Below are 23510 nucleotides of genomic sequence, written 5' to 3'. Positions count from 1 at the left end.
CCCAATTTGCATTAAGCCATTGGCAACAAAAGGAGAGGCCATCGTGATCCGATCAATGACCGCATTCGCCAGCCGAACGGGCGCACATGGCGCAACCCAATGGAGTTGGGACATTCGCAGCGTGAACGCACGGGGACTCGACCTTCGCCTACGCCTCCCAGACGGCATTGAAGGGCTGGAACAATCGGTGCGCACGTCGCTGACCAAACGGTTTTCGCGGGGGAACATCACCTTGAACCTGCGGCTTACGCGGGACGAGACAGATAAAAAACTGGATGTGGACACCGCAGCGTTGGACCGCGCTTTGGAGGCACTTGGCCGCATCGAGGCACGTGCAGCAGCAATGGGGCTACAGGTCAACACCCCGACCTCGGCCGAAATCCTCAATATCAAAGGCGTTTTCGTTCCAACGAACCTGTCCGAAGATGACGACGACCTTCTGAAACACTTGATCGATGACTTTGGCCCCTTGCTCGACGATTTCGCCGCGATGCGGGCAACCGAAGGGCGGGCGCTGCATGCGGTTGTGACAGACCACCTCAATAAGATCGAAGAACTCATTGAAAAGGCATCGATTACTGCCGAAGAGCGTAAGGCCGACGTTCGCGCTGCACTTACCTCTGCGATGAAACGTGTGCTCGCCGATATTGCAGAGGTCGATGATCAACGGCTGGCCCAAGAGCTCGCTGTTCTTGCGGTAAAACAAGACGTGACCGAGGAATTGGATCGTCTTCGCGCTCATGTCGATGCGGCCCGTGGTTTGATCAGCGATCCGGCCCCTGCGGGACGCAAGCTCGACTTTCTCGCGCAGGAATTTAACCGTGAAGCCAATACCCTGTGTTCGAAATCTCAGGCTGTTGGGCTTACGGCCGTTGGGCTAGAGTTAAAAGCCGTCATCGAACAGATGCGCGAACAAATTCAGAATGTGGAGTAATTGATGTCTGCCATCCAACGCCGTGGTCTCTTGATCATTTTGTCCTCGCCGTCAGGGGCAGGGAAATCCACATTGGCGAAACGTTTGATGGCCTGGGACCCGACACTTTCGTTTTCGGTCTCGGCCACCACGCGCAATCCGCGCCCCGGCGAAACCGATGGTGTCGAATATTACTTTAAAACCAAGCCCGAATTTGAAGCGATGGTCGACGCTGGCGACATGCTAGAACATGCGGAAGTTTTCGGGAATTACTACGGCACACCGAAAGGCCCCGTTGAAACAGCTATGATGGCTGGTCGTGACACGATTTTCGACATCGATTGGCAAGGCGGTCAACAAATCAGACGCTCTGCCTTGGCCAATGACGTTGTGTCGATCTTCATTCTGCCTCCGTCGATCGCTGATCTGGAATCGCGCCTACGTGGACGTGCACAAGACAGCGATGAGGTGATCGCGAACCGCATGGCCCAAAGTCGCGATGAGATCAGCCATTGGGCTGAATATGACTATGTGATCGTGAACCGCGACGTGGATGCCGCCGAAGCCGAACTAAAAACGATCCTCATGGCGGAACGGTCCCGTGCTAATCGTCAACCGGGCCTCAATGAATTTGTCCGCGGATTGAACAAGGAGTTTGAAGCCAGATGATTTACGAACTCGACGGAATCGCCCCGATTATTGATGAAAGCGCTTGGGTTGCTGACGATGTGAACTTGATCGGCAAGGTGACGCTGGCCGCGAAATCTTCGGTCTGGTTTGGGTCAACGCTGCGCGGTGACAACGAAATGCTTACACTCGCCGAGGGGAGCAATATCCAAGAAAACAGCGTGCTCCACACAGATATGGGGTATCCGCTCACCATCGGTAAAAACTGCACCATCGGTCACAAGGTTATGCTTCACGGCTGCACCATTGGCGACAACACATTGATCGGGATGGGTGCGATGGTGATGAACGGCGCTTTGGTCGGTAAAAACTGCTTGATCGGGGCAGGGGCATTGATCACCGAGGGCAAAGTGATCCCCGATGGGTCGCTCGTCATGGGGGCACCGGGTAAGATCATCCGTACCTTGACCGACGACGCCATCGAAGGTCTGACCAGATCGGCGTTGAGCTATCAGAAAAACGCAGAGCGTTATCGCAAAGGGCTCAGAGCGATCAGTGCAGAGTGATCTTGGGCGCTAGAAAGTTCAGAACGTCAAAATCCAAACCCGGCGCGACTTGTGCGACTTCGCGACGGATCATGTCGGGGTTGGGCAGGTTCCCCGTGAGCGCGCGGTAGCGCCCTGTAAACTCAAGTTGGTGAAGTTGCTTCGCGATATCAATCGCATCAAACCCTCGACCAAAGAGGGACGACACGACTGTGTCGGGTTCAATACGCGCCATAAGCACACGGTCTAAGTCGGAAAAATCGACGTAGTGATAATCGGCAACCTCTGCCGCAATACCCGGATCAGCCCACTCGGATTTCTGTCCAATCACAAGCATCACAGATCGCTGCGCAGTGCTGCGCAGGCGCGTTGCTTTTAGGGTTCCCATCCCCGATTTCCCCACTCTTAGTCGTTCGTCATGCAGTCAGACACACCGACTGCGTATACAATTATACGGAGTATTTCTCATGTCGCAATCACCTTTAAGGGGGAGTTGAAAAGACTTGCAGGGAAACAAACGGACGCTACGAATAGCGGCATGACGCCAGATATCCCAACCCCCGCCCAGATCGTCCAAGCCCTGCCACTGGTGGCTTTGATCATTGGACCAGACGAACGGATCACCGTTGCCAATGGGCATGCGCGAGCCTTATTGGGTCAGGAAATCGTGGGGCGCCACTGCATTACGGGGTTACGGCAACCCAATATCCTCGACGCGATTGAGACGGTGTTTCGCACGAAGACGAAGCAAGAATCACGCTACCTTGGGCGCGATAGCGGGCGAGATACGACGTTTCGGGTCAACATTGCTCCGATTGAAACGGGTAAGGGGACCTCTGTCCTGATCACCTTCGAAGACCTCACCGATATTGAAGATGCGGGAAAAATGCGTCGCGATTTTGTGGCGAACGTCAGTCATGAACTAAAAACGCCACTCACTGCGCTGATGGGGTTTATCGAAACGCTGCGTGGGCCCGCACGGAATGATCCCAAGGCGCAAGATCGGTTTCTGTCCATCATGGAACAAGAAGCCACGCGGATGTCGCAGCTGGTTTCGGACCTATTGTCGCTGAGTAAGGTTGAGGAGAATGAACGCATTCGCCCCGTTCAACCCGTTAACCTTGATGCGATCCTCAATTCGACGATCCTTGCGCTTGCGCCTGTCGCGGAAAAGGCTGCGGTCGCTGTCACTACACATTTCCCGCCAACGGTTCCGTCCATTCCGGGTGATGAAAACCAATTACGTCAAGTGTTTCGCAATCTTATCGAAAACGCGATCAAATATGGCGCACGTGGTGGCAAAATCGACGTCATCATTGATGAGGCCCAAGAAAGTGCACTTTTGCGCGGTCAAGGCATCACGGTGCGCGTTCGGGATTATGGCGAAGGGATCGCAGCGCATCACATTGCTCGCCTGACTGAACGATTCTACCGCGTTGATAGCCACCGTAGCCGCGAAGTTGGCGGCACAGGCCTTGGGCTTGCGATTGTAAAACATATCATCAGCCGACATCGCGGGCGCCTTCGGATCAATTCCGTAGTAAATGAGGGTACTGAGTTCGCAGTTATTTTGCCTGTTGAATGAAGTTTTCTGCAAAAATCTTAGGATGTCATAAAACTCTTACAAAAGTGTCACAAAAGGTTGTCACGCCGCCCTTAGGTGGGGCGCATAGGTCACGCGGCTCGCGTGTGACCCATGTCTGACAGACAGGAGTTTATTTAATGTCGTTCATGAAACTGACCGCCTCGACCCTGGCGATCGCCGCCGTATCCGCAACTGCTGCAGTAGCACGTGACAACGTCCAGATCGCTGGTTCGTCGACCGTTCTGCCTTACGCTTCGATCGTTGCAGAAGCATTCGGCGAAAACACCGATTTCCCGACCCCCGTTGTAGAATCGGGCGGTTCGTCTGCTGGCCTCAAAGCTTTCTGTGAAGGCGTAGGCGAGAATACGATCGACATCGCAAACGCTTCGCGCGCTATCAAATCGTCGGAAGTTGAAACCTGCGCTGCAAACGGCGTAACCGACATCATCCAAGTTCGCATCGGCTATGACGGCATTGTGTTCGCATCCGACATCAACGGTAACTCCTTCGAGTTCACACCGTCTGACTGGTACCTTGCTCTGGCTGCTGAACTGCCAGTTGACGGTGCAATGGTTGCAAACCCGAACACCAACTGGGCTGAAGTAAACGAAAAATTCGCTGACCAGCCGATCCAAGCCTTCATCCCGGGCACCAAGCACGGCACCCGCGAAGTATTCGACGAGAAGGTAATCCTTCAGGGTTGTGAAGACACTGGCGCGATGGCTGCAATTCTCGAGATCAACGGTGGTGACGAAGACGCTGCTGAAGAAGCATGTATGACCATCCGTGGCGACGGTCTGTCCGTAGACATCGACGGCGACTACACTGAGACCCTCGCACGTATCGCGGCTGACACCAACGGCATCGGTGTGTTCGGCCTCGCGTTCTACGAAAACAACACTGACAAACTTCAGGTTGCGACCATGAACGGCGTTGTTCCTTCGACTGCATCGATCGCTGCTGCAGAATACCCTGTATCGCGTCCGCTGTACTTCTACATCAAAGCAGCTCACATCGGCGCAATCCCGGGCCTGAAAGAGTACGCACAGTTCTTCGTATCTGACGAACTCGCTGGTCCTGACGGCCCGCTCGCAGCTTACGGTCTGGTTTCGGATCCGGAGCTGGCAGCAACCCAAGCAATGGTTGCTAACGAAGAGACCATGGGCTCGAACTAATCGGCCTGAAATAGGCGGGGGGACGGGTTCCGTCCCTCCGCTTTTTCGTGTCTAAAGGCACAAACAAGAATTTACGCATTTGGGGTCCCTATGCCGTTTCTCTGGATTTTAATTGCCCTCATCATTATCGCATCGGTTGCGTTTGTTTTGGGTCGGCAGCGTGCAGTACAGAGTGCAGGCGGCGACTCCCGCAAACTTCATTCTCTCCCTGGATTTTACGGCTGGAACACTGCGATTGGCGCAATGGTTCCGTCGATTGCAATCCTCGCCGGTTGGATGATCGCCCAGCCCATTATCGTTAATATGTCGATTGCCCCGATGATTACATCGGTAGAGGCTTCTGACAGTGCGACGCTTGGGCTCGTTTTGTCCAACGTGACCAATGTTTCCGAAGGTTTGGACGCCGCAATTGCCGCAGGCGCTATCACGGACAACGAAGTCGCAGCTTTGAATGCTGAGACGGACAACATCAAAGGCCTTCTGTCCCAAGTCGGCAAGGTCGTAGGCTCTGATATCACCCCTGAAATTCTTGATGCGGCACGTGCATCACGTAACATGAACGCGACGGGAACGCTTTTCAAAACCATCGTGGTTCTGGCCGCGGCCATTGCTGGCGGCGCCTTTGCACTAACGAAAATTCGGCCCGACCTCTGGGCTCGCAATCAGGTCGAATCCTTTGTGCGCTACGTTCTTATCACGGCCGCATCGATCGCTATCCTGACCACAATCGGCATCGTTCTCTCACTGATCTTCAACACGGTGAAGTTCTTTGGCATGTATTCGGCCACTGACTTTTTCTTTGGTCTAAACTGGCTCCCCCGTTTCCAAGGCGAAAGCGATCTCGGCATCCTGCCACTGATGTGGGGCACCGTTTACATCTCGATCATCGCGCTCCTAGTTGCTGTTCCAATCGGCCTTTTCGCTGCGATCTACCTATCTGAATATGCGTCCAAAGGGGTTCGTGCCGTCGCAAAACCCGCGCTTGAGGTTCTGGCTGGTATCCCGACCATCGTTTACGGTTTGTTTGCTCTTTTGACCGTTGGTCCGCTGCTGAAGTCCGCCTTTGGTGACGGTGGCGTTCTTGGCGTTCAGTGGATGGGTAGTGCAGACGCTGCAATGACCGCTGGCCTTGTAATGGGCATCATGTTGATCCCATTTGTTTCGTCGCTTTCTGACGACATCATCAACGCTGTGCCTCAGGCGATGCGCGATGGCTCTTATGGCCTCGGCGCGACAAAGTCGGAAACGATCAAGCAAGTTGTCCTGCCTGCCGCTCTGCCTGGTATCGTAGGTGCGGTACTTTTGGCGGCCTCGCGTGCCATCGGTGAAACGATGATTGTTGTGCTTGGGGCAGGGGCCGCGGCGCAGCTGTCGTTGAACCCCTTCGATGCGATGACCACTGTGACGACCCGCATCGTTGCCCAGCTGACAGGTGACACCGACTTTGCATCGGCCACCGCTCTGGTCGCCTTTGCCTTGGGGATGACACTCTTTGTTGTCACCCTCGGGCTGAACATTCTCGCCCTTTACATTGTCCGCAAATATCGGGAGCAGTACGAATGACCGACGCGTCCGCAAATAACTCCGCATCGGGTAAATCATCGCTGCTCGTTCAGGATGCCCGCACGCGCAATCGCAATGCTGTCGAGGCACGGTTCAAGTGGTATGGCATCACGGCGATTGCCATCGGCTGCGCGTTCCTGATCCTTCTCGTGACCGCGATTGCGTTCAACGGTAGCCGCGCATTCCGCCAGACGTTTGTGACCGTTCCTGTGACACTCGACGCCGCGGCTATTGAGGCTGCAGAAGCGTCGATGATGAAAACGTCGCAGTATCGCAAAATGATCGAAGCGGCGCTTTTGACCGAAGTGTCTGAGGCCAACATCGAGACCGACATGGATGCTGGCAAACTTGGCGACATGCTGTCGTCCTCGGCGCCTGCGCAAATGCGTGATTTCGTTTTGGCGAACCCTGACCGCATCGGTGATACGGTTTCCTTCGATTTCCTGACCTCCTCTCGCGTCGATGGCTATTTGAAAGGCCGCGTGACCCGCGAGTCTCTCGCGAACGATAAGAACCTCGATGCCGCTCACCTCGATCTGGTTGATCAGATGCGTGACATTGGCATGGTCGAAAAACGGTTTAATATCGATTTCATCATCGGCTCGGATGCGTCCGAAGAACGTCCAGAACAGGCGGGGATGGGCGTCTCTATCCTAGGCTCTCTGTTCATGATGTTTGTGGTTCTTTTCCTTTCGCTCCCGATTGGTGTCGCTGCATCGATCTACCTCGAAGAATTCGCACCAAAGAGCCGCTGGACCGACTTGATCGAGGTGAACATCTCGAACCTAGCTGCTGTTCCGTCGATTGTTTTCGGTATCTTGGGCGTGGCAGTATTCATCCAGATCGGCCACCTGCCTAAATCCGCACCTCTGGTCGGCGGTCTGGTGCTGACACTGATGACCCTGCCGACGATCATCATCTCGACCCGCGCCGCACTCAAAGCTGTTCCGCCCTCGATCCGCGAAGCAGCGCTTGGGGTAGGGGCCTCGAAAATGCAGTCAGTATTCCACCATGTTCTGCCTCTCGCCATGCCTGGCATTTTGACAGGCACGATCATCGGTTTGGCGCAGGCCTTGGGTGAAACTGCACCGCTTCTGCTAATCGGTATGGTCGGCTTTATCGCGACGAATTACCCGACAGGTCCAATTGACGGCTTCCTGTCCCCAAACTCCGCAATGCCTGCTCAAATCTACGAATGGGCCAAACGCGCTGATCCAGCCTATTACGAACGGGCTTGGGGAGGTATCATCATCCTGTTGGTGTTCCTTCTCGCCATGAACGTAATCGCGGTCATCCTGCGCCGCCGTTTTGAACGCCGGTGGTAAGAAGGTCTAAAACCATGAACGATATGCGACTAATAGATAGAGCGGTGGACATGAAGGACATCAAATTTTCGGCCCGCAACGTGCAGGTCTACTACGGAACCACGCATGCCATCAAAGACGTGAATGTTGATATCGCGGATAAAACCGTGACTGCGTTCATCGGCCCGTCGGGTTGCGGTAAATCCACGTTCTTGCGTTCGCTGAACCGGATGAACGACACCATCGATATTTGCCGTGTGGAAGGCGACATCCTCTTGGACGGCGAAGACATCTACGACAAACGCGTGGACCCTGTGCAACTGCGTGCAAAGGTCGGCATGGTGTTTCAAAAGCCGAACCCGTTCCCCAAGTCGATCTATGACAATATCGCCTATGGCCCTCGTATTCATGGCCTCGCGAAGAACAAGACCGACCTCGATGAGATCGTCGAAAGTTCGCTAAAGCGTGCGGCGCTGTGGAATGAGGTCAAGGATCGTCTTGATGCTCCGGGCACTGGGCTTTCTGGTGGTCAGCAGCAGCGTCTGTGTATTGCACGTGCTGTAGCGACACAGCCTGAAGTCCTGTTGATGGACGAACCTTGTTCGGCACTCGACCCGATTGCGACAGCGCAGGTTGAGGAATTGATCGACGAACTTCGGTCCAACTTCTCGGTCGTGATCGTAACCCACTCGATGCAGCAAGCTGCACGGGTGAGCCAAAAGACCGCCTTCTTCCACCTCGGTAACCTCGTTGAATACGGCGAGACGGGTCAGATCTTTACCAATCCGGTTGATCCCCGCACCGAGAGCTACATTTCCGGCCGCATTGGCTAAGGAGCGCACATAATGAGTGATCAACACATCCTATCCGCCTACGACCGCGACCTCGAAGCCATTCAAGCTTTGGTTATGAAAATGGGTGGCCTCGTTGAGGCTGCAATTCTCGACGGCGCACAGTCGCTAGAAACCCGCGACGTAGAATTGGCGGCGAAAGTCCGCGCTAATGATAAAGCTATCGACGAGCTGGAACTTCGCATCAACGAAGAAGCGGCACGTTGTATCGCCCTGCGTGCGCCCGTGTCCAAAGACCTGCGCACCGTTCTGACCACGCTCAAACTGGCAGGCAGCCTAGAGCGTATCGGCGACTACGCAAAGAACATGGCGAAACGCACCAATGTTCTGGTCGAGATGCGCGAAATCCCAGGCCCCGACGCGTCCCTGCGCCGTATGGCCCGTGAAGTCGAAGGCATGCTGCGTAACGTTTTGGATGCCTACATTCAACGCGACGCGAAACTGGCTGAGCAGGTCCGTGAACACGACCACGACGTCGACCAGATGTATAACGCCATGTTCCGCGAATTCCTCACGTTCATGATGGAAGACCCGCGTAACATCACCGCCTGTATGCACCTGCATTTCATCGCGAAGAACATCGAACGCATGGGCGATCTGGTGACCAATATGGCTGAACAAGTCATCTATTTGGTGACAGGTGAACTGCCCGAAGATAGCCGTCCCAAAGCTGATAGTACCTCGTATATTTCCAAGGTTGATTAATGGCTCAGCAACCCCTTGTTCTCGTCGTCGAAGATGAACCCGCGCAACGTGAGGTTCTGAAATATAACCTCGAATCAGAAGGTTACACGGTGTCTTTCGCAGTAAATGGCGAAGAAGCACTGCTGATGATCAGCGAAGAGCTTCCCGATGTAATCGTTCTGGACTGGATGCTTCCGAACGTCTCTGGGATCGAGGTTTGCCGTCAGGTGAAAACACGCCCCGAGACACGTGAAATCCCTGTCATCATGCTCTCTGCGCGGTCAGAGGAAGGCGACAAGGTTCGCGGTCTGGAAACAGGTGCCGACGACTATGTGACCAAACCCTATTCGGTGACAGAGCTGCTGGCTCGCGTTCGGTCGCAGCTCCGCCGTTCCCGTCCAACAATGGCTGGGCAGGTTATGGTGTTCGAGGATATCCAACTCGACAGTGAAACCCATCGCGTCACCCGTGATGGTGAACAGTTGAAACTCGGCCCGACAGAGTTTCGTCTCTTGTCGACCTTCATTGAAAAACCGGGGCGTGTTTGGTCGCGTGATCAACTGCTGGACCGTGTTTGGGGACGCGATATCTACGTCGATACTCGCACCGTTGACGTGCACGTTGGGCGACTAAGAAAAGCGCTTACCGCCCATGGTGGTAATGACCCAGTACGCACCGTTCGCGGTGCCGGATACGCCCTGGGCTAAGCCGTTTTTGGGCTTTTAAACGCAAATTAATCGCGTAGCGTAGGGAAACCACTTCGAAAGGTTTCCCTATGCCAAGCACGCGCACAAGCCCATCGTTTGCCGATTCAGAATACTGGGATCGTATTGAGAAAACCCGCGCGGCGATGGAAGCCGCTGGCGTTGATACGATCATCGTCTCCGACCCATCCAATATGGCTTGGCTCACGGGGTACGATGGCTGGTCGTTCTACGTTCATCAGGCCGTGATCCTCGGCTTAGAAGGCGAACCCATTTGGTGGGGTCGCGGTATGGACGCAGCAGGCGCATTGCGCACCGTTTTCATGCACGAAGACAATATCTTTGGCTATGAAGACAGCTACGTTCAGAACCCTGACAAACATCCGATGGAAGACCTGTCACGGGTCATAGCGGGCTATGGCTGGGACGAAGGTCGCGTCGGCGTCGAAATGGACAACTACTATTTCAGCGCTGCAGCCTATGGATCATTAATCAAAGGTCTGCCAAAGGCGACTTTCGTCGATACGACAGGCCTCGTGAACTGGCAGCGCGCAATCAAAAGCCCGACCGAACTGACCTACATGCGCCGTGCCGCCGAAATAGTTCAAGCCATGCACGCGCGTATCGCCGAAGTCGCCGAACCAGGTATGCCAAAGCACCATCTGGTTGCCGAAATTTACCATACCGCGATCAAAGGCGTCGGCGGCCACTGGGGCGACTATCCTGCAATCGTGCCCATGGCACCGTCTGGCCTAGACGCGACCGCACCACACCTGACCTGGGATGATACACCGCTGCGGACAGGTGAAACGACGTTCTTTGAAATTGCTGGCGTTCACCGCCGCTATCACTGCCCGCAATCCCGTACGCTGTTCTTTGGCACCATGCCGCAAAAGTTCATCGACGCAGAACATGCGGTGACTGAAGCTACTGCAGCTGCCCTCGAACAAGCGAAACCGGGCAACCGCTGCGAAGACGTTGCTAACGCCTTTAACCAGACGCTCAACAAGCTCGGTTTTGTCAAAGACAGTCGTTGCGGCTACGCCATCGGCCTGAGCTATCCGCCGGATTGGGGCGAACGCACGATGTCGTTCCGCGCGGGCGATAAAACGGTTCTACGCCCGGGGATGACGTTCCACTTTATGCCTGCGCTTTGGCTTGACGACGGTGGTATTGAAACGACCGAACCGATTGTTATCACCGAAACTGGTCACGAACTTCTTTGCAAAACCCCTAGCGGTATCGTTATCAAGTCGTAATCGGTGCAACACAGAGGAGGGCGGCGATGAGCGATGTTGAACGACTTGCCGTCCATGACCTAAAACTGCTGCGCGCACTTGTCGTCGTTGCCCGTGAGGGGAACGTCACACGTGCCGCAGACATCCTGAACCTCTCCCAACCTGCGGTGAGTTTCCAACTGCGCAAGCTGGGTCAATTGAGCGGCCTCGTTTTGTTCAAACGAACCGCGACGGGGCTAGAACTTACGAAAGACGGGGCGCTATTGGCGACGAAGGCCGAACAGGTTCTAGGCTCGGTCCAGGACTTCAACCGTCTCCTTCAAACGATGCGGACCCATCTTCAGGGCACCTTGCGCGTGGGCACCATCATCGACCCTGAATTCACCCGTTTGGGCGCGTTTTTGCAGCAGATGTTGCAGGTTGGGCCAGGGGTTTCGACCTCACTTCGGCATGGGATCAGTGGTGAAGTGCTGGACTATCTGCGGAACGACACCTTGGATGTCGGATTTTACCTCGGTGACTTGGATCAGCCAGCGGACGCCGAACAGTTCCACGTGCGTCACCTATCTACGCTGACGTATTGCGTGGTGGCGCCACCTGCGCTCTTAGGATCGGCCAAAGACTACGATTGGCGCGAACTGGCTGCGTTGCCGTGGATCGGGACACCACCAGCATCGGTTCATAACCGTTTGCTGACAAAAGTTTTTGACCGAATGGGTTTGCGCCAAAACCAAGTCGCACAGGTCGATCAGGAATCGTCCATGCTCGCAATGGTGCGCACGGGGGTTGGCCTCAGCCTCGCGCGTGAATCCATTGCACTCCGTGAGGCCCAGTCCGGCAACGTCACCATCCTGACGGGCAAACGACTGGATACATCGCTGAGCTTTCTCTGCCTTGCGCAGCGCCGCGATGATCCAGTTGTTCAACTTGCCTTTGAAGCCATTGACGACGTTTGGCCGACTTAACTCGGCAGATATTCTTTGCTCCACGTTTCGCTGATCGATCCGTTTTGCAACATCACATCGATGTCGGTCTCGTTATAGCCAAGCTCAAGCAAGACCGACCGCGTTGAGGCCCCGTATTTTTCGGCAGGATCCATCATATTCACAGCACTACGAGTGGGGCGAACGGCAAATGGATCGAGCTGTGTGACCGTATGGCCGCTCGGGTGGTCCTCATAGACCGAGAACGAATAGCTGCCGCGATCAATGCCCGGAGTGCCATCAGGCGTCCGAACGTAGGCCGCGCGCAAGGCGTCGATGTTGTCACAGACCGCCGCGCCAATATCATTCGCCCGCAACACTTCTAGCCATGCCGCAGAGGTATCATTGGCAAACACGCCAGCAAGGAACCCTTCGCGTTCCTCATGGGGCAGGGCGGACAGTCCCGCGAAAGCCTCGATCGCTTCTAGGCGTCCAATGTCTTTCTCGTAGGTTGAGAGCAGGAGGTATTCCCCTGACGCCGTGTAATAGAACCGCGACAAGGCATCGTAGCCGTTTACATACCGCCCTGACGGTTCATCGAACAGACCACGCCCAGTGTAGTCATAGCAGAACGGCACCTGCAGCAGACCGCTGTTCGCAGAAAGCGATGTACGACCGCGACCCGTTTTGCCCGTCTTCAGTTTTTGATACAGGGCTGTCGCGACGCCCAATGCGCCGCCAAACCCACACATCACGTCAATCGTACCAACGTGCGCATGTTCCTCTGGTTCGCTCATCAGCCCACCAAAGCGCAACATAATACCCGTCGTCGCCTGCACGAGGTCATCGTAGCCCACATAATCCGTCCGAGGGCCACGACGCACGCCGCTGAAACAGTCGAGCTTGCAGAAGATCGCATCGGGGTTCAGCCGCGCGAGGTTATCCGCGTCCAATCCCATCGCTTTGATCTGGTTGTCTGGCGCGTTCCAAACGATCACATCGACGGACCGCACGAGGTTCTCAAATACCTTGCGACCATGTTCGGACGTGATGTCTGTCAGAACTGACTTCTTGCCGCGCATGTGCGACATGCCAAAAATCACCGTGTTCCACGCGTCGTACATAGGCTTCGATGGATCAAGCTTGATCACCTCAGCGCCAAACCGTGCCAGATAGCTCACCGAATGCGGGCCTGCGATCACGTTGCAAAGGTCGAGAACGCGGACACCTTCGAGCCAGCCAGACCGATCGTTCGGATCGGTCACACGCGGCAGTTTGGTGCGTTGTTTCTTTAACTGGGCAAGGGCACTGCTTACATCGACCCAACGGCGTGGGATCGGATAGAGCGCGGCTTCACCGCTTTCCTCTAACCAGACGACAGGTCCAGGTTGGATCATCATTCCGTATTCAGGATCCTCAACGTCGATCATAAGCCCAGAGGTTTCCGCGTGGTCGTCATTGATCCATTCCTGCAACCAGCGTTGCGGCGCACCGGGGAATTTGTTGCGACCAAAAATGCGTTCCCACTCTTTGGCGGTTCGCGTGATGAACACTTCTTTCATCTTAGCCGCGATCTTATCCGCCCAGAATTTCGGGAGCGGATAAACACCCAGTGACACGTCGGACGACCATTCGCTGGTGGGCTTGTAGGTATCGTCTTCTTCCTGAAGGCCTTCGGCGACAAGATCGTCATAGATACCCAGCGTCTGCAGACACCGTTTCGCGTGGGTCTTATGGCTCGGACAGACGACATAGAACATCCGACCGTCCTTGCAGAGGTAGCTGCGGTAGAATGGGTCAAGGAGCTCCTGCAGCTCTTCATAGGTCACATTCATCGGCAGGCCTTCGGTCCGACGACGGGTGATCTCTTGTTCGCGCTGAGTGATATAGCGTTCGGGCAAACCGTCGATCTTGATCGAGTTGTAGCACAGGCCTTCCATAACCGCGCTCGCCAACGGCACCTCGATCTGATCACCCAACCCCGTACGTTCCCGTGCCTGAAGCGCCAAAACCGCAGCAGAGGCCGCCATCATCGCACCGTAGGACGAGGCGAGGGGTAGGGGAGAGAACGAAGGGTTCACGCCCATCAGAACACGGTTCAGCCCCATATCCGTAAACACGCCCGAACTCGCCGCTATGACGCTTTCGTAAGCGCGCAACTCACGACGTTCTTCGTCCGCTGACGCAAAACCGGGAATCGACACGGTGATCAGGTCAGGCTGTGACTGGCGCAATTCCGCGAAATCAATGCCGAGGTTCGCCAGTTTCCCCGGACGGAAATTTTCGACCACGATATCAGCTTCCGCGATCAGCGCTTTGGCCTGTTCGACACCCTCGGCAGACTTCAGATCGATCGTTACGATCATCTTGTTGCGGTTCAGGGTCGCGTTCGCGGGGCTCTGCCACATCGGACCACCGGGCGGGTCGATATGCACCACCGTAGCCCCCAGATCGCCAAGGATCATCGCAACCGCGGGGCCAGCGATATATTGTCCAAAATCAATGACTTTAACTCCGGCGAGAGGGAGCGTGTCACGGGAAGGGATGGTCATTTCCGAAATCCTGAAAAGGGGGTGTTAGTGTGCATCGGCAAGGATATATCCCGCCGCTTTTTCAGCAATCATCAGCGTTGGCGAATTCGTATTGCCCGACGTGATCTTTGGCATCACGCCCGCATCTGCAACGCGTAAGCCCTTGATACCTTTGACGTGCAAACGGCTATCAACAACCGCCATATCATCGTCCGCGCGTCCCATTTTGGTGGTGCCAACAGGATGGAAAATCGTGCTGGCGATGTCACCAGCAAGGCGGGCCAATTCCTCGTCCGTTTGGAACTGAGGACCCGGTTTCCATTCGACGGGTTTGTATTTGGCCAAAGCAGGCTGCGCCACGATATTACGGACCTGACGAATACTCTCTGCTGCGACCAAACGGTCCTCTTCAGTTGAGAGGTAGTTGGGCGCAATTTTCGGCGCGTCAAACGGGTTAGCAGATCGAAGCGTAACGCTGCCTGTCGAGGTCGGGTTAAGGTTACAGACACTCGCCGTGAAGGCTGGAAAATCGTGCAACGGATCACCAAATGCATCGAGGCTCAGCGGTTGCACATGATACTGCAAGTTGGCATGGGTGCGGGATGCATCGGACCGCGTGAACGCCCCAAGTTGAGACGGCGACATGCTCATTGGGCCAGTGCGTTTTAGCGCATATTCCAGCCCGAACATCGCCTTGCCAATCAAACTATTCGCAAGCGTATTCAGCGTCTTAGCGCCTTCTATTTTGAACACGGTACGGATTTGAAGGTGATCTTGGAGGTTGCGACCGACACCTTGAACATTGGCAACAACAGGTATGCCATTCGCGGTTAGTTCTTCGGCGGGGCCGACACCTGACAACATCAGAATTTGCGGCGAACCGATTGCGCCAGCGGACAAAACGACTTCTTTATTAGCAGCGACAGTCACCTGAGCACCTTTGCGGTTCACAACCGCGCCGGTGCATTTCAACTGACCATTAGCATCGGTCTCAAAGGTGAGTTTCTCGACCTGAGCCTCAGTCCAAATGGCTAGATTTGGTCGCTTAGACGCTGGCCGCAGAAACGCCTTGGAACTATTCCAACGCCAGCCAGAGCGTTGATTTACTTCGAAATATCCAACACCTTCATTGTCACCAGTGTTAAAATCTTCGGTGCGGCGCACACCAGATTGTTCAGCAGCTTCAGCAAAACTATCGAGGATATCCCATCTCAATCGCTGTTTTTCGATACGCCATTCACCACCATGACCGTGCAAATCGGAAAAACGCCCATTGTCGCCATCTGCAGGATCTGCGTCATCGTCCAATTTGTAGTGATTTTCATGAGCCTTGAAAGCGGGCAGGGTGTTTTCCCACGACCAATCGTCATCACCCGTAAGGTCCGCCCAATTGTCGTAGTCGCGTGCTTGACCGCGCATGTAGATCATACCGTTGATCGACGAACATCCGCCGAGCGTCTTACCGCGCGGATACCGCAACGACCGACCGTTCAAACCAGCTTCGGCTTCGGTATTAAAAAGCCAATCCGTCCGAGGGTTACCGATGCAATATAGATAGCCGACAGGAATATGTATCCACGGGTAATTGTCTTTTTTACCAGCTTCGAGGAGTAGAACACGGTTCTTTGGGTTAGCAGAAAGACGGTTCGCAAGAAGACATCCAGCTGTCCCAGCGCCAACAACGACATAGTCAAAGGTCGTAGTGCTCATGAAATTCAGCGCCTCCCGTCGCGTATTTGATCGGGACGAGGGTAGCTAAACAGAGGATCAACTCCCAATGAAATCTTGCACGAGAGGATATCAAAGGAATTTATAAACACTTAAGATCAGATACTTACATCTCTGATTGAGCTGTAGGGCATGAAAAAGAGACCATGCTTTTCAAAATCTAGAAGTGTCATTTGCGTCAGCATAAAAGGTGCATAATCAGTATTATGCTAATATATGTGTCAAGAAGTAAGTCTTGGACAGGTCATCTTACAATGATATCTACTTTAGCGACAAAGATCACATCAGAACGTCCATATAATGAACTTTATTCGTCTCCTCGAAGAAATCACGAACGCTCCGCGCGTTGACGTTCTTTGGAGCTTGATGACTGAAGCCATGGCGGGATACGGCTTTGATCGTTTGATTTTTGGGTACACGCGGTATCGGACCGAACATTCTTTGGGCGATCCACTCGACTGGGTTCTGCTGACCAATCAGTCGCCAGAATACATGCGGCACTTCATCGATGAAGGTTTGTATTTCAACGCTCCGATGGTTCGCTGGGCGCTGGAAAATGAAGGCGCCTGTAGCTGGTCTTGGCTCCATGATCGGATCGCTGCAGGCGAACTGAGCGCCGCAGAAATCGCAGCGTTAGAGTTTAATCGATCGATGGATGTTGTCGCTGGCTACACGATCAGTTTCAGTTCCATTTCCGCTCGGACCAAAGGCGCCATTGCGCTGACTGGACGCAAAGGCCTAAGCCAAGCTGATGTGGATCGAATTTGGGCCGAACATGGCCGCAAAATCGTTCTCATTAACAATGTAGCTTATCTCAAGTTAATGACCCTACCCTACTCCCATGCGCGACCTCTGACAAAACGTCAGCGCGAGGTTCTCGAATGGGTCGGTGACGGAAAAACGACCCAAGATATTGCACAGATTATGGGCCTTACGGCGGCAACAGTTGAGAAACATTTGCGCCTAGCACGCGACAATCTCGACGTCGACACCACCGCACAAGCCGTTCTAAAGGCTGCATTTTTCAACCAAATGTTTGTGATAGACCCCTAAAACAACCTAAACGCGCAAAGTATACGACTGATACTAAGTTAAAGGTCAGGTTTACCGTACTTTTCGCCTCTAAACTTTTACGGTTACCTACAATTGTCCGTGAGTGGTGGCCTTGGGCCTGGGACAAAGCGATGCGGAACCCCTGTTAATTGTCAGGATAACCGTATCGTTCCGGTTTAACCGGTTGCTGGGGTGTTAAGGTTTGCCTTGATGGTCCAGCTCATAAAAAGCATGTGGGTGTCCATCCCATCCTGATATCTGCATGATTTTGCGGCGCGACGTTCTCCCGATGTCGCGCCGCTTTTTTGTTTTAGTCTCAGGGGCTAAAACGAAAAAGGCCCGCCAAAATTGGCAGGCCCCTTCCCTAAAACTGCTAAAGCAGAATTATTTGTTCATTGCAGCAACTTCAGCTGCGAAGTCGCTAACTTCTTTTTCGATGCCTTCGCCAACAGCCATGCGGATGAAGCCAGTAACTTCAACGCCAGCTTCTTTAGCGGCGGCTTCGACGGTCAGGTCAGGGTTCACAACGAACGCTTGGCCCAGCAGTGTCGATTCAGCAACAAATTTAGCCATACGGCCAACGATCATCTTCTCGATCACTGCGTCCGGCTTGCCGGATTCACGTGCGATTTCGATCTGAACAGAGCGCTCTTTTTCAACGAGAGCCGGATCCATGTCCGCTTCGCTGAGTGCAGCAGGCGACGCTGCAGCGATGTGCATTGCAACTTGCTTACCGAATGCTTCGTTCTCGCCCGAAAGAGCAACCAGAACACCGATTTTGCCCATGCCGTCCGCAGCAGCGTTGTGAACGTAGGTCACAACAGAAGCGCCTTCGATTACAGCCATGCGGCGCAGGGTCAAGTTCTCACCAATTTTCGCGATTGCGTCGGTAACAGTCGACTCAACGGATTTGCCCTTGATTTCAGCTGCTTTGAGCGCATCAACGTCAGAAACGGTCAGAGCAGCACCCGCGATTGCGGTAACCATGCCTTGGAATTCTGCGTTTTTAGCAACGAAGTCGGTCTCAGAGTTAACTTCGATCGCAACGCCTTTGCCGCCAGCTACTGCAACAGCAACGAGGCCTTCAGCAGCAGTACGGTCAGCTTTTTTCGCGGCTTTCGCGAGGCCTTTGGTGCGGAGCCAGTCTACGGCTGCTTCCATGTCGCCATCAGTTTCGGTCAACGCTTTTTTAGCGTCCATCATGCCTGCGCCGGTCGACTCGCGCAGTTCTTTCACCATAGCTGCGGTGATAGCCATTTCACATCTCCTGCAAATTTGGGTGTCCGGGCGCCGAGATAGCAAGCGCCCGGTAACGATATTGCGACAGTGCCGCGATTAGTTTGCAGCAGCCGCAGCTGCAGCAGCTTCATCAGCCAGAACTTCTTCAGCCATTTCTTCAACGGCGCCGAGGTCAAAGCCAGCTTTAGCCATCTGAGCGGACATGCCGTCCAGAGCAGCGCGTGCAGCCAGATCGCAGTAGAGAGCGATAGCGCGTGCAGCGTCGTCGTTGCCCGGAACAACGTAGTCAACGCCATCTGGCGAAGAGTTGGTGTCAACGATGCCAACAACCGGAATACCCAGTTTGTTTGCTTCGAGGATAGCCAGGTCTTCTTTGTTTACGTCGATAACGACCATCAGGTCCGGAATGCCGCCCATTTCGCGGATACCGCCGAGCGACGCTTGCAGTTTCGCCTGCTCGCGTTCAGCGTTCAGACGCTCTTTCTTGGTCAGGCCTTCAAAGCCGCGCTCTGCGGATTCGTCGATTGCTTTCAGACGGTTGATCGACTGCGAAACAGTCTGCCAGTTGGTCAGAGTGCCGCCGAGCCAACGGTGGTTCATGTAGTACTGAGCGCATTTCTCTGCAGCTTCAGCAACAGGCTTCTGAGCCTGACGCTTGGTGCCAACAAAGAGAACGCGGCCGCCTTTGGCAACGGTGTCACGGATGACGTTCAGAGCTTGGTCCAGCATCGGAACAGTCTGAGTTAGGTCGAAAATGTGGATGCCGTTGCGCGAACCGTAGATGTATTTCTGCATCTTCGGGTTCCAGCGCTGTTTCTGGTGGCCGAAGTGAACGCCAGCTTCAAGCAGCTGACGCATGGTGAACTCTGGAAGAGCCATGTCGTTATTCCTTACCGGTTTAGCCTCAGCGGGGGATCAGACATTCGTCCAACCGGAGGATGATATGGGATTTCTCCCCACAGCACCCGCCCCCGCCTGCGGAGTTGAAGTGGTGCGCGTCTATACCACGCTCACCCAAGACGCAACCCGTTTTACAAATGTTATAGAATGGTGCGCTCAATCACCCACCAAATCCCCATCATCGCAATCGCAGCTGACGCTGGAACTGCGATCACACGGCGATACCACGGCTTATTCCCGAACCACAGACCGACCGCGAGGAAGGCTACGGCGATGACGAACAACTGGCCCAGTTCGACGCCAATATTAAATCCGATCAGAGCAGCAACAAAACCATGTTGCGGCAGACCAAATTCCTCAAGCACAGACGCAAAGCCGAGGCCATGCAATAACCCGAACCCAAAGATCAGGAAAGGTCGCCACGGCGTCAACTGACCTTTCATAAAGATGTTTTCAATCGCCACATATGCAATCGACGCCGCGATCAGCGGTTCAACAATTGATCCGGGCACAGCAACATAACCCAACGACGCCAAAGCAAGCGTAATCGTATGTGCCGCCGTAAATGCGGACACCTGCCACAGAAGCGGCCTCATGCGGGTCGAGAGGAAAAACAGGCCGAGCACGAATAGGATATGATCCAAGCCCATCGGCACGATGTGGGCAAAGCCTGTTGGAATGTAGCTGACAAAGGTTTGCCAAATCGGCAAAGCACCACCACCGCCAAGAGGGATCGGTCCAGAATTTTCGCCGCCAACGAGGTATCCCGTGTAGGGTTCGTCCACTCCGATTTGACGCAGAACAATCGTCCCGTAATTCGACGCCCATTCAAAAGTGGCCTCATTCGCCCCTACCCCAACATCGGCAAAAATCTTCACTGTCGATAGACGAGGAACGTCTGGATTTTCGACCTCAGGGGCAGCTACAGCGGCCAACTCTAGAGGCACAGATGCCCCATCTACGGAAAGACCAATGCCTTCCGAAAACTCTGGCCACGCGGCCGCGAATTCACTCTCTAGATCCGCGCCCGACAAAGCATGCAGAGCATCATACCGTGCCGCCTCTGGCGCTTCGTTCGTATCAAGAACGGAACCGAGGTCGATGCCAGCCAGAACACCCTCTAGGTTCATCTCCAAAGTCAGTTCGATCCGCCCATCAACGAAGGCCAAGTCCGCAACAGCGGGTTGAACCTCGTGTGCTTGGGCGGTCGGTGCTTCGATCATCACCGAAACGAGAGTTGACAGAACACCAGCAAAGATCACCTTTACTAGGCCTATTAAGGATTTGATCATGCGTATTGCCTCACTCGCTCTGCTCTTGCTGGCAACTCCAGCGTTGTCCCACGAGCTTTGGCTCGAACCGCTCGCCTATCAGGTGAGTAGTCAGGGTAGAATTGAAGCGAATATTGTCAACGGACAAAACTTTGAAGGCCCCAATTTGGTCTACCTTCCCCAACGTTTCGAACGGTTTGAAGTGATTAGCCTTGACCTCGAAACCGAAGTAGCCGGCCGCGCTGGCGACCGCCCTGCCCTTGCCATGGATGCACCAACTGATGGGCTCCAAATTCTCGTGTATCAGTCTACGCCCACGCTGTTGAATTACGAAAACTGGGAAAAGTTCGCCCGATTTGTCGAACACAAAGATCTGGGGATTGAACGGGCCGATCACGATGCCCGCGGTATCCCCGACACCAACTTCAAAGAAACCTACATACGGTTTTCCAAGTCACTCGTCGGCGTCGCAGACGCAGCGGGAACGGATCGACGTGTGGGGCTAGAGACCGAAGTCGTCGCCCTCATGAACCCTTACACTGATGATCTGTCTAACGGCTTTGCCGCTCAGCTGTTCTACCACAACGATGTCCGCGCCAACGAGCAGGTTGAAGTTTTTGACAAAGCACCAGATGGCACCGTGACGATTGAGCGGCTCCGCACCGATGACCAAGGGATTGTAACCCTGCCCGTCACTGCGGGTCACGCTTACATGCTGGATGCCGTTGTGATCCGAGAACCGTCCGAAGATGATCAGACCGAGGCCGTTTATGAAACGCTCTGGGCCAACCTCACCTTTGCGGTTCCAGAATAGCTTGCAGCGGCAGCGTAGCCGCGTCATGACAGGCGTATGAAAACCAAAGCTGACATCTTATGCATCGGGTCGGTCCTCTGGGACGTGATCGGACGGTCCTCAGTGGTCATGCGCGTCGGGTCAGACGTCCCGGGCCGCATCACTCGTATTCCTGGCGGCGTTGCGATGAATATCGCGATGACGCTCACCCGTTTTGGGATGACACCCACCCTACTCACCGCCATTGGCCGCGATAACGAAGGCGAAGAACTGGTTGGCGAATGTCAGCGGATGGGCATCCTGACCGATCACGTCTATCGCTCCGAGGATTTGCCGACCGACACCTATATGGCTATCGAAGGTGCGAACGGCCTGATCGCTGCGATTGCCGATGCGCATTCCTTGGAACAAGCAGGCGAAAAAATTCTTCGACCGTTGTCGAACGGCGCACTTGGAACCGCAGAGGCCCCCTACGCTGGACCTGTCGCCCTCGACGGCAACCTGACGGTAGACCTGCTGCGGGATATCGCCGTCTCGCCGCTTTTTGCTGCTGCAGACCTCCGTGTTGCCCCCGCAAGCCCCGGCAAGGCCGATCGCCTCTTGGCGCTCCTCGGCCATCCATCAGCCACGCTTTACGTGAACCTCGAAGAGGCTGGCCTCTTATGTCGTCAAACCTTTGAAACCTCCGAAGACGGCGCCAGAGGTCTAATCGCACGCGGTGCGAAACGGGTTCTTGTGACCGATGGCGGAAAATCCGCATCCGAGGCCACTGGCGATAGCGTCCTTACACAAACCCCGCCTCAAGTGCTCGTTACCCGTGTGACGGGTGCTGGCGATACATTTATGGCCGCGCATATCGCTGCCGAACACGCTGGCGCAGACCGTGAAGAGGCGCTACATCGCGCCCTTTCCGCCGCCGCAACTTACGTTTCAGGAGAACTCCCTCGATGATCCCCATGTCCTTTTCCCCCGAAGTCTCTGAGGCCATGAAGCTCGGCACGCCGATTGTAGCGCTCGAGAGCACGATCATCAGCCAAGGCATGCCCTATCCGCAAAACGTCGAAACCGCCCGACTGGTAGAGGCCGAGGTCCGCGAAAACGGCGCAGCGCCAGCCACAATCGCGGTGATCGACGGGGTTCTTTGCATCGGCCTGGATGACGCGCAGCTCGAGATGTTTGGTCAAGCTGACGGCGTCGCCAAACTCAGCCGCGCCGACATTGCCGCATGCCTCGCGTCTGGTGGCACGGGTGCGACGACAGTTGCCGCGACGATGATCGCTGCCCACCACGCAGGCATCAGTGTTTTTGCAACGGGCGGGATCGGTGGCGTACACCGCGGTGCCGATCAAACCTTTGACATCTCGGCTGACTTGCCCGAACTCGCCCAGACGCCCGTGACCGTTGTGGCTGCTGGCGCCAAAGCCATTCTCGACCTGCCGAAAACCTTTGAGGTCTTGGAAACCTATGGCGTCCCCGTGATTGCCTATGGTCAAGACGAACTGCCAGCATTTTGGTCCCGTACCTCAGGCATTCCCGCACCACTGCGTATGGACAGCGCCGAAGATATTGCCCGCGCACACCAAATGCGCGGCCTACTCGACCTGCCAGGTGGACAACTCGTCGCCAACCCAATCCCAGTTGAGGCTGAAATTGCTGCCTCCGAACTCGCACCGGTGATCGAGGCTGCGCTGAAGGAAGCCGAGGCTCAAGGCATCACCGCCAAAGAGGTCACGCCGTTCCTCCTTGATCGGATGTATCAAATGACCGAAGGCCGCAGCCTGACCGCTAACATCGCACTCGTGCAAAATAATGCGCGTTTGGCGGCCAAAATTGCAGCAGCTCTGCACGAACTGACACATAAGTGAGGTATTCGAGTGTTTGGG

The 23510-nt window shown here is 54.9% G+C and carries 22 protein-coding genes; 16 read left to right on the top strand and 6 right to left on the bottom strand.

Annotation, left to right across the window (positions count from 1 at the left end):
* Positions 1–55: 55 nt before the first annotated feature.
* From QWY83_RS13940 to QWY83_RS13930, 3 genes are read left to right on the top strand one after another with little or no spacing between them, the layout of a single operon-like run.
* Positions 56–934 carry a YicC/YloC family endoribonuclease gene (locus QWY83_RS13940; protein WP_249947091.1) on the top strand — a complete coding sequence of 293 codons (879 nt, stop codon included), beginning with the start codon at positions 56–58 and terminating at the stop codon, positions 932–934.
* Between the two features lie 12 nt (positions 935–946).
* Complete coding sequence (gene gmk / locus QWY83_RS13935; protein WP_249947197.1) at positions 947–1582, top strand: guanylate kinase; 636 nt, start codon at positions 947–949, stop codon at positions 1580–1582.
* Positions 1579–2106: a gamma carbonic anhydrase family protein gene (locus QWY83_RS13930; RefSeq protein ID WP_249947092.1), complete on the top strand. Its 528-nt coding sequence runs from the start codon at positions 1579–1581 to the stop codon at positions 2104–2106. Before gmk ends, QWY83_RS13930 begins: the two co-directional genes overlap by 4 nt.
* On the opposite strand, the gene QWY83_RS13925 is transcribed toward QWY83_RS13930, so the two are convergent.
* Positions 2093–2473: a hypothetical protein gene (locus tag QWY83_RS13925; protein WP_249947093.1), complete on the bottom strand. Its 381-nt coding sequence runs from the start codon at positions 2471–2473 to the stop codon at positions 2093–2095. The genes QWY83_RS13930 and QWY83_RS13925 overlap by 14 nt on opposite strands.
* Positions 2474–2623: 150 nt before the next feature.
* Here QWY83_RS13925 and QWY83_RS13920 point away from each other — a divergent pair, with 150 nt between their 5' ends.
* The 9 genes from QWY83_RS13920 (at position 2624) to QWY83_RS13880 (ending at position 12154) form a co-directional block, all read left to right on the top strand.
* Positions 2624–3670: an ATP-binding protein gene (locus QWY83_RS13920; protein ID WP_249947094.1), complete on the top strand. Its 1047-nt coding sequence runs from the start codon at positions 2624–2626 to the stop codon at positions 3668–3670.
* 137 nt (positions 3671–3807) lie between these two features.
* Positions 3808–4845 carry a substrate-binding domain-containing protein gene (locus QWY83_RS13915; RefSeq protein WP_105235098.1) on the top strand — a complete coding sequence of 346 codons (1038 nt, stop codon included), beginning with the start codon at positions 3808–3810 and terminating at the stop codon, positions 4843–4845.
* Between the two features lie 90 nt (positions 4846–4935).
* Positions 4936–6408 (top strand): phosphate ABC transporter permease subunit PstC, encoded by a 1473-nt coding sequence (pstC, locus tag QWY83_RS13910; RefSeq protein ID WP_249947095.1) that lies wholly within the window; start codon positions 4936–4938, stop codon positions 6406–6408.
* Complete coding sequence (gene pstA, locus QWY83_RS13905) at positions 6405–7733, top strand: phosphate ABC transporter permease PstA (protein ID WP_249947096.1); 1329 nt, start codon at positions 6405–6407, stop codon at positions 7731–7733. Before pstC ends, pstA begins: the two co-directional genes overlap by 4 nt.
* Positions 7734–7783: 50 nt before the next feature.
* Entirely contained in the window at positions 7784–8545 is a 762-nt protein-coding gene (pstB, locus tag QWY83_RS13900; protein WP_435404538.1) for a phosphate ABC transporter ATP-binding protein PstB, read from the top strand.
* A 12-nt stretch (positions 8546–8557) separates the two neighbouring features.
* The gene (gene phoU, locus QWY83_RS13895; RefSeq protein WP_249947097.1) at positions 8558–9268 is read left to right on the top strand and encodes a phosphate signaling complex protein PhoU; all 711 of its coding nucleotides are present in this window, start codon (positions 8558–8560) and stop codon (positions 9266–9268) included.
* Entirely contained in the window at positions 9268–9954 is a 687-nt protein-coding gene (gene phoB, locus QWY83_RS13890) for a phosphate regulon transcriptional regulator PhoB (RefSeq protein WP_067544982.1), read from the top strand. The genes phoU and phoB overlap by 1 nt, the downstream gene beginning before the upstream one ends.
* A gap of 68 nt (positions 9955–10022) precedes the next feature.
* Entirely contained in the window at positions 10023–11210 is a 1188-nt protein-coding gene (gene doeA / locus QWY83_RS13885; protein ID WP_249947098.1) for an ectoine hydrolase DoeA, read from the top strand.
* Between the two features lie 26 nt (positions 11211–11236).
* A complete protein-coding gene (locus QWY83_RS13880; RefSeq protein WP_105235102.1) occupies positions 11237–12154 on the top strand; it encodes a LysR family transcriptional regulator in 918 nt (305 codons plus the stop codon).
* Here the strand turns inward: QWY83_RS13880 and QWY83_RS13875 are convergent.
* Positions 12151–14664, bottom strand: coding sequence for a CoA transferase (locus QWY83_RS13875; RefSeq protein WP_249947099.1), 2514 nt, complete (start codon positions 14662–14664; stop codon positions 12151–12153). The genes QWY83_RS13880 and QWY83_RS13875 overlap by 4 nt on opposite strands.
* Positions 14665–14688: 24 nt before the next feature.
* Positions 14689–16353: a GMC family oxidoreductase gene (locus QWY83_RS13870; protein ID WP_249947100.1), complete on the bottom strand. Its 1665-nt coding sequence runs from the start codon at positions 16351–16353 to the stop codon at positions 14689–14691.
* Between the two features lie 318 nt (positions 16354–16671).
* Here QWY83_RS13870 and QWY83_RS13865 point away from each other — a divergent pair, with 318 nt between their 5' ends.
* Positions 16672–17424, top strand: a complete 753-nt coding sequence (locus tag QWY83_RS13865) for a LuxR family transcriptional regulator (protein WP_249947101.1) — start codon at positions 16672–16674, stop codon at positions 17422–17424.
* A 384-nt stretch (positions 17425–17808) separates the two neighbouring features.
* On the opposite strand, the gene tsf is transcribed toward QWY83_RS13865, so the two are convergent.
* The 3 genes from tsf to QWY83_RS13850 form a co-directional block, all read right to left on the bottom strand.
* Positions 17809–18681, bottom strand: a complete 873-nt coding sequence (gene tsf, locus QWY83_RS13860; protein ID WP_249947102.1) for a translation elongation factor Ts — start codon at positions 18679–18681, stop codon at positions 17809–17811.
* A gap of 78 nt (positions 18682–18759) precedes the next feature.
* Complete coding sequence (gene rpsB, locus QWY83_RS13855; protein WP_067544959.1) at positions 18760–19542, bottom strand: 30S ribosomal protein S2; 783 nt, start codon at positions 19540–19542, stop codon at positions 18760–18762.
* A 161-nt stretch (positions 19543–19703) separates the two neighbouring features.
* Positions 19704–20855 (bottom strand): HupE/UreJ family protein, encoded by a 1152-nt coding sequence (locus QWY83_RS13850; protein ID WP_249947103.1) that lies wholly within the window; start codon positions 20853–20855, stop codon positions 19704–19706.
* Between QWY83_RS13850 and QWY83_RS13845 the strand changes: the two genes are divergently transcribed.
* The 3 genes from QWY83_RS13845 to QWY83_RS13835 are packed head-to-tail and all read left to right on the top strand — an operon-like array spanning position 20854 to position 23492.
* Positions 20854–21648, top strand: a complete 795-nt coding sequence (locus tag QWY83_RS13845; RefSeq protein WP_249947104.1) for a DUF4198 domain-containing protein — start codon at positions 20854–20856, stop codon at positions 21646–21648. The two genes, QWY83_RS13850 and QWY83_RS13845, sit on opposite strands and share 2 nt — an antisense overlap.
* Positions 21649–21684: 36 nt before the next feature.
* Positions 21685–22578: a PfkB family carbohydrate kinase gene (locus QWY83_RS13840; RefSeq protein ID WP_249947105.1), complete on the top strand. Its 894-nt coding sequence runs from the start codon at positions 21685–21687 to the stop codon at positions 22576–22578.
* Positions 22575–23492: a pseudouridine-5'-phosphate glycosidase gene (locus QWY83_RS13835; protein ID WP_249947106.1), complete on the top strand. Its 918-nt coding sequence runs from the start codon at positions 22575–22577 to the stop codon at positions 23490–23492. Before QWY83_RS13840 ends, QWY83_RS13835 begins: the two co-directional genes overlap by 4 nt.
* Positions 23493–23510: the final 18 nt, after the last annotated feature.

Source organism: Marivivens donghaensis (assembly GCF_030410045.1).
Lineage (GTDB): Bacteria > Pseudomonadota > Alphaproteobacteria > Rhodobacterales > Rhodobacteraceae > Marivivens > Marivivens donghaensis.
The sequence above is the reverse complement of the archived record's forward strand: the minus strand, read 5'-3'. Positions and strand labels throughout refer to the sequence as shown.